Source organism: Pseudomonas sp. HMWF006 (genome assembly GCF_003061205.1).
GTDB lineage: Bacteria > Pseudomonadota > Gammaproteobacteria > Pseudomonadales > Pseudomonadaceae > Aquipseudomonas > Aquipseudomonas monsensis.
The window spans coordinates 1-5706 of the sequence record NZ_QAIU01000412.1; the positions used below are offsets into that span (position 1 = coordinate 1).

At 63.0% G+C, this 5706-nt stretch carries 8 protein-coding genes and 1 pseudogene; 2 read left to right on the forward strand and 7 right to left on the reverse strand.

Annotation, left to right across the window (positions count from 1 at the left end; all coding sequences use genetic code 11):
* Positions 1-120: 120 nt before the first annotated feature.
* From DBR24_RS16920 to arsC, 3 genes are read right to left on the reverse strand one after another with little or no spacing between them, the layout of a single operon-like run.
* Positions 121-546: a DUF2069 domain-containing protein gene (locus DBR24_RS16920; protein WP_123466921.1), complete on the reverse strand. Its 426-nt coding sequence runs from the start codon at positions 544-546 to the stop codon at positions 121-123.
* Between the two features lie 2 nt (positions 547-548).
* Complete coding sequence (wrbA, locus tag DBR24_RS16925) at positions 549-1145, reverse strand: NAD(P)H:quinone oxidoreductase (RefSeq protein ID WP_128615318.1); 597 nt, start codon at positions 1143-1145, stop codon at positions 549-551.
* Complete coding sequence (gene arsC, locus DBR24_RS16930; RefSeq protein WP_123466916.1) at positions 1142-1495, reverse strand: arsenate reductase (glutaredoxin); 354 nt, start codon at positions 1493-1495, stop codon at positions 1142-1144. The genes wrbA and arsC overlap by 4 nt, the downstream gene beginning before the upstream one ends.
* A gap of 114 nt (positions 1496-1609) precedes the next feature.
* On the opposite strand from arsC, the gene DBR24_RS16935 reads away from it, so the two are divergent.
* A complete protein-coding gene (locus tag DBR24_RS16935; protein ID WP_128615319.1) occupies positions 1610-2077 on the forward strand; it encodes a TlpA disulfide reductase family protein in 468 nt (155 codons plus the stop codon).
* A gap of 296 nt (positions 2078-2373) precedes the next feature.
* Here DBR24_RS16935 and DBR24_RS16940 read toward each other — a convergent pair whose 3' ends face one another.
* A complete protein-coding gene (locus DBR24_RS16940; protein WP_123466912.1) occupies positions 2374-2778 on the reverse strand; it encodes an META domain-containing protein in 405 nt (134 codons plus the stop codon).
* On the reverse strand, positions 2778-3212 hold the full coding sequence (locus tag DBR24_RS16945) for a hypothetical protein (RefSeq protein ID WP_123466910.1): 435 nt from the start codon (positions 3210-3212) through the stop codon (positions 2778-2780). The genes DBR24_RS16940 and DBR24_RS16945 overlap by 1 nt, the downstream gene beginning before the upstream one ends.
* A 133-nt stretch (positions 3213-3345) precedes the next feature.
* Here DBR24_RS16945 and DBR24_RS16950 point away from each other — a divergent pair, with 133 nt between their 5' ends.
* The gene (locus DBR24_RS16950; protein ID WP_128615320.1) at positions 3346-3798 is read left to right on the forward strand and encodes a hypothetical protein; all 453 of its coding nucleotides are present in this window, start codon (positions 3346-3348) and stop codon (positions 3796-3798) included.
* 3 nt (positions 3799-3801) lie between these two features.
* Here the strand turns inward: DBR24_RS16950 and DBR24_RS16955 are convergent.
* Both DBR24_RS16955 and DBR24_RS32510 read right to left on the reverse strand, forming a co-directional pair.
* A pseudogene (locus tag DBR24_RS16955) lies at positions 3802-4753 on the reverse strand (2-hydroxyacid dehydrogenase).
* 84 nt (positions 4754-4837) lie between these two features.
* On the reverse strand, positions 4838-5706 hold an 869-nt coding region (locus DBR24_RS32510), incomplete at its 5' end, for a response regulator (RefSeq protein WP_256591579.1).

The window sequence follows — 5706 nt, forward strand, 5'->3', positions numbered from 1 at the left end:
CATTAAGACCGCGTCGCTCTAATCGCTGGCAAGCCAGCTACCACAGGGCCTGTGTTGAAACACAACTTTGTGATCGACACAGAAACCTGTGGGAGCTGGCTTGCCAGCGATAGCGGTTTGTCAGGCGACGGAGACTTCGCCTTCACCCGCCAGTTTGCGATTCAACTGATATCGCCACCGCACATACAGCAGCGCCGAACAGAACAGCGCCAGGCTGGCGACCATCTCCAACACGCCAAACAGCTGGCGGCTCGGGTCATAGGCCGCCAGTGCGCCCTTGATGAAATACAGGTTCACCACAAAGCACATCCACGAATGCCCGCGGGCGCTGCCCATGATCATCGCCGGGGCGAGAACGATCCACGGGATCAGCTCGACCAGCAGAATCACCCACGGTCGGGCGCCGTGCAGGTCGGCGAACACCAGGTAGTAAGCGGCGAGCAGCCCGGCGAGGCCGAAGAAGCACAGCAGGCTGATGATCCGCATTGCCTTGACGCGGGGTTCGAGCCACTCGACGGAGGGCAGGACTTTCGGCTTCTTCGCCACCCTCAGCCCTCCAGTTTTTGTGCGGTCTTGGCCAGGCGCAGGCCCAACGCACGACACAGTGCCATTTCGTGCTGATCGAGGCCTTTTTTACCGTCCGCCCCGGCGTGATGGCTGGCGCCGTAAGGCGTACCGCCGCCCTGGGTTTCCAGCAGCGCCGACTCGCTGTACGGCAGGCCGGTGATCAGCATGCCGTGGTGCAACAGCGGCAGCATCATCGACAGCAGAGTGGTTTCTTGGCCGCCGTGCAGGCTGGCGGTGGAGGTGAACACGCCGGCCGGTTTGCCCACCAGTGCACCGGTCAGCCACAGGTTGCTGGTGCCGTCGAGGAAGTACTTCAACGGCGCGGCCATGTTGCCGAAGCGGGTCGGGCTGCCCAAGGCCAGGCCGGCGCAGTTCTTCAGGTCATCGAGGGTGGCGTAGAGCGCACCTTCGTCGGGAATGTCCGGGGCCACCGCTTCACACTCGGTGGAGATCGCCGGCACGGTGCGCAGACGCGCTTCGAGGCCGGCCTGCTCGACACCGCGAGCAATCTGCCGGGCCATCTCGTTGGTCGAGCCGCTGCGGCTGTAATACAACACCAGAATGTACGGCGCGCTCACGGCAGCAACTCCAGGATCTGCTCCGGCGGACGACCGATCACGGCCTTGTCGCCGACTTCGAGAATCGGTCGCTCCATCAGCTTCGGATGTTCGGCGATGGCGGCGATCAATTGCGCTTCGCTGAGGTTCGTGTCGGCCAGCTGAAGCATTTTGTATTCATCTTCCCCGGTGCGCAGCAACTGGCGTGCGCTGATCCCGAGCTTGCCGAGCAGGGCCTTGATTTGCGCCGCGTTCAGCGGGGTTTCCAGGTAACGCACGACATTCGGGGTCAGGCCGCGGGCTTCGAGAAGCTCCAGTGCGCCGCGGGATTTCGAGCAGCGCGGATTGTGATAAAGCGTCAGATCGGTCATGGCGGGTCGCTTCTGGCGTAAAGTGGCGTCTATTCTAACTGTGCAGCGCGCAATCCAGAACCGTCAGAGGCGTTGGGTCGCAGGCGCATTCAATTTTTGACCAGGGAACATGACATGACACGGCGATTGGCAGCGGCATTGACGATGATCGGGGCGTTGATGCTGGGGGGCTGCGGCAATGATTACGGGATCGACCAGAACGGCCAGAAAGTCGCGTCCGAGCGTTTGGACAAACAATGGGTGGTGCTCAACTACTGGGCTGAATGGTGCGGTCCGTGCCGCACGGAAATTCCGGAACTCAATCATCTGGCTGAGGAGCTGAAAGGCAAGAACATCGGCGTGTTCGGGGTCAACTTCGACAACGTGCAGGGCGAGGATCTCAAGTCTGCCAGCGAGAAGCTGGGCATCAAGTTCACCGTGCTGGCGCAGGATCCGGCGGACCTGTTCGACGTGCCGCGCAGTGAGGCTTTGCCGGTGACCTACATCATCGACAACGAGGGCAAGGTGCGTGAGCAGTTGATGGGCGAGCAGACGGCGGCGGGGGTGATGGCGAAGCTTGAGGCGCTACAAGCGACCAAGTAACGTCAAAAGCCCCTCACCCCAGCCCTCTCCCGGAGGGAGAGGGGGCCGACCGAGGTGTCTTACGAGCTACACCGACCTGAGAGATCGAGCCGATTGTAGATTCGCCAAAGCAAGATCCAGTCGATTATGGGTTCGCCAAAGGAAAATCCAGTCGATTATGGGTTCGCCAAAGCAAGGTCCAGTCGATTATGGATTCGGTGAAGGCCTTTCAGGTCGGCGTACCTCTTCAATATCCCCCAATCAGTCCCCTCTCCCTCTGGGAGAGGGTTAGGGTGAGGGCTTTGGCGGCCTGAGGGTTAACCCTCTTCCAGCCACCAGCGCAATGGCTTGCCTTCAGCCGGCCAGAAACGCATCTGCTCGATCGGCGAGACGTCCCAGCGTTCGACGCCTTGCAGCGCCTGCAGGAAGCGTTGTTCCTGCTCCATCAACGCAGGTGCGCAGAGTTTGCGGGTCTTGCCGATTTTGCCGAAGCTCAGCTTGTCGCCGTCGAGGGTGTACGGCGCGAACCAGTGATTGCAGCCGCCATTGCCATACGCGCGACCATCGTCGCCGAGGGTCACGGTCAGATGGCTGTAATCCATCAATGGTCGCTCGCCGATCCACTCCAGAATGTAGCTGCGGTTCTGCTGCAACTGCACAGGCTCCGCGGCGCAGCCAACCAGGCCTGCACCGATCAGCGCAGTCAGGGCCAGGCCTTTCATCACGCGGGCTCCTGGCATTTCGGGCACAGGTGCTTGTCGCCGACGGCTTTCCAGCCCAGCTCGGCGATGCGCGCCGTGGCGGCCGGTTGCTCGGCGGCCTTGCCCAGTTTGGCGTCCACGGCGAATTCGAAGCTCAGCTCTTTGGCGCAGCTGTCGCAGTTGACCTGCCAGGTGTGAATCGCCAGTTCGCCGAACACCGGGCCCGTGGTCATCGCGGTCCATTGACCCGGCGGGTTGATCAGGTGGCGCACGGTCTCAACGGTCAGGCGCATGGACAAGTCCTTGCTGCCTTTGAGGGTCACCAACAGGGTATCGCCGATGCGGATCGAGCCACCGTTGCCGGTAACCTGATAGCGGCCGGGTACGAGGGCGCGGCATTCGGTGAGGGTGTGTTGCGGGTTCATAAGGGTGTAGCGGAAATCGTGTTCGACCATGGGTCCTCCAAATATGCGCGACATGCTAGCACGGGCTCGATTGCAGAATGGTGCACGCGTGCGACCTTCGATCCGGTTCAAATCGACCGACGCTCATGGCAAACTGCCGCCCTCGACTCTGAAGGAACGGAACATGGCGCTGATCGAATGTTATGAATGCAAGCGGAGCATCAGCTCCGAAGCCCTGGCGTGCATTCATTGCGGGGCTCCGATGGCGGAGCAACCGGTACAGGCGCACGTGCAAGCGGGGCCGGCGCAGGCATCGACAATTTCGTTCGGTAGCCTGCCGCGCAACCGGGCAGTCCCCGAGGCTGCTGCCGTGCCTCCGGTCGCCGAGCCGCTACCGAAAGTGATGCCGGCCGCCGCGGGGCGTCGCCGTCGCCAGCAAGCCGCGCAAGCGGTGGAGGCTCCCGTCAATGCCGACGGCAGCCGTCCGGTGGAAGGCTGGCTGAAGATCATGGTGTTTCTGCTGCCGATGGTGTTCGTCTGGTTCCTGCTGCGCAACGGCCATTCGGCGAAACAGCGGCTGTTCGGTTTCGGCTGGCTGGGCCTGCTGATTCTGGCGTCCTCGCTCTCGCCGAAATAACCCTTAACCTTCGACCTGGTTCTGCGGCGATCCTGCCGCCCAGGTCGCGATGTTGTGCAAGGTCGTCGCCGCGATCGCGCCCAGCGCTTCATGGGTCAGAAACGCCTGATGCGCCGTGACGATCACGTTGGGAAACGTCAGCAGACGCGCCAGCACATCGTCCTGCAACGGCAGGTCGGAACGGTCCTCGAAAAACAGCTGCGCTTCCTCCTCATAGACATCCAGCCCCAGATAGCCCAGTTGACCGTCCTTCAATGCGTCGATCAGCGCCGGCGTGTCCACCAGACCGCCGCGTCCGGTGTTGATGAGCATGGCGCCCGCTTGCATGTGCGCCAGTGAGTCTCGGTTGATCAAGTGCCTGCTTTGCTCGTTGAGCGGGCAGTGCAGGCTGATAACGCGCGCCCAACGCCAGCACGGCGGGATTGGGAAAGGGATCGTAAGCCAGCAGTTCACAGCCGAAGCCATGCATGATTTTCGCGAAGGTCGCGCCGATCTGCCCGGTGCCGACCACACCGACCGTTTTACCGACCAGATCGAAACCGGTCAGGCCGTGCAGGCTGAAATCACCTTCGCGGGTGCGGTTATAGGCACGGTGCAAACGCCGGTTGAGCGCGAGGATCAGTGCCACCGCGTGCTCGGCCACCGCATGTGGCGAGTAGGCCGGGACGCGCACCACCGACAGGCCCAGGCGTTTCGCCGCGACCAGATCGACATGGTTGTAACCGGCCGAGCGCAAGGCGATCAGCCGTGTGCCGCCGGCGGCCAGGCGTTCCAGCACCGGTGCACTGAGATCGTCATTGATAAAGGCGCAGACCACCTCGTGATGTTCGGCCAGGGCCGCCGTATCGAGGCTCAGCCGGGCTGCTTGAAAGTGCAGCTCAAGGCCGGCCGGACAGGTGGCGGCGAGAAAACTCTCGCGGTCGTAGGTCTGGCTGCTGAAAACAATCGTGCGCATGAATTCCTCCTGGAGCAGCGTGGCCGGTCAGTGTCGACCTGCCACTACCTTAGCGTGAGCGCGCGGCATCGGCATTGTCGTGGATCAGGCGCTGATCCTCGCTTGAGCGGCGAGGCGATTGATCGCCCGCTCCAGTTCTTCCAGCGCCGCCACGGCTTTGGGGTCGCCTTGTTTGAGCAGGGTTTCGCTGCGTTGGCAGGCCGCGCGCAATTGCGGCACGCCGCAGTAACGGGTGGCGCCGTGCAGGCGATGGACGCGTTCGATCAGGGCGTTCTGGTCACGGCTTTCACACGCTGCACGAATGGCCTCGCGGTCGGCTTCCAGCGAAGCCAGGAGCATGGCCAGCATGTCTGCCGCCAGATCCGCCTTGCCCGCGGCCAGGCGCAGACCTTCTTCGTGATCGAGCACCGGCAGTTCATTGTTCGCCGCGGCGCTGTCGCTGACCCGCTCCGGTCCATGATTGCGCAGGGCCAGGCCGGTCCACTTCAGCACCACTTGCGCCAGTTGCCGCTCGCTGATCGGTTTGGTCAGGTAGTCATCCATGCCGCTTTGCAGCAGCGCACGTTTCTCGTTGGCCATGGCGTGGGCCGTGAGGGCGACGATCGGCAGCGGGGTGCAGTGCCGTTCGCTTTCCCACTGGCGGATGGCTTCGGTGCTCTGGCGTCCGTCCATGCCGGGCATCTGCACGTCCATCAACACCAGGTCGAAGGACTCGGCCTGTACCGCTTTCACCGCCGCGTAGCCGCTTTCCACCGCGAGCACCTTGGCGCCCATGTCTTCGAGCAGGGTCTGCACCAGCAGCAGGTTGGCCGGATTGTCATCGACACACAGCACTTTCGGCGCGCGACTCGACAGCGGCTCGCCCGGCTCATTGCGCGGCTGGCGCGGGTTGGCCAGATCCGACAGCGCCCGGCGCAGCTTGCGCGTGCAGGCCGGTTTGGCCTGCAACTGGC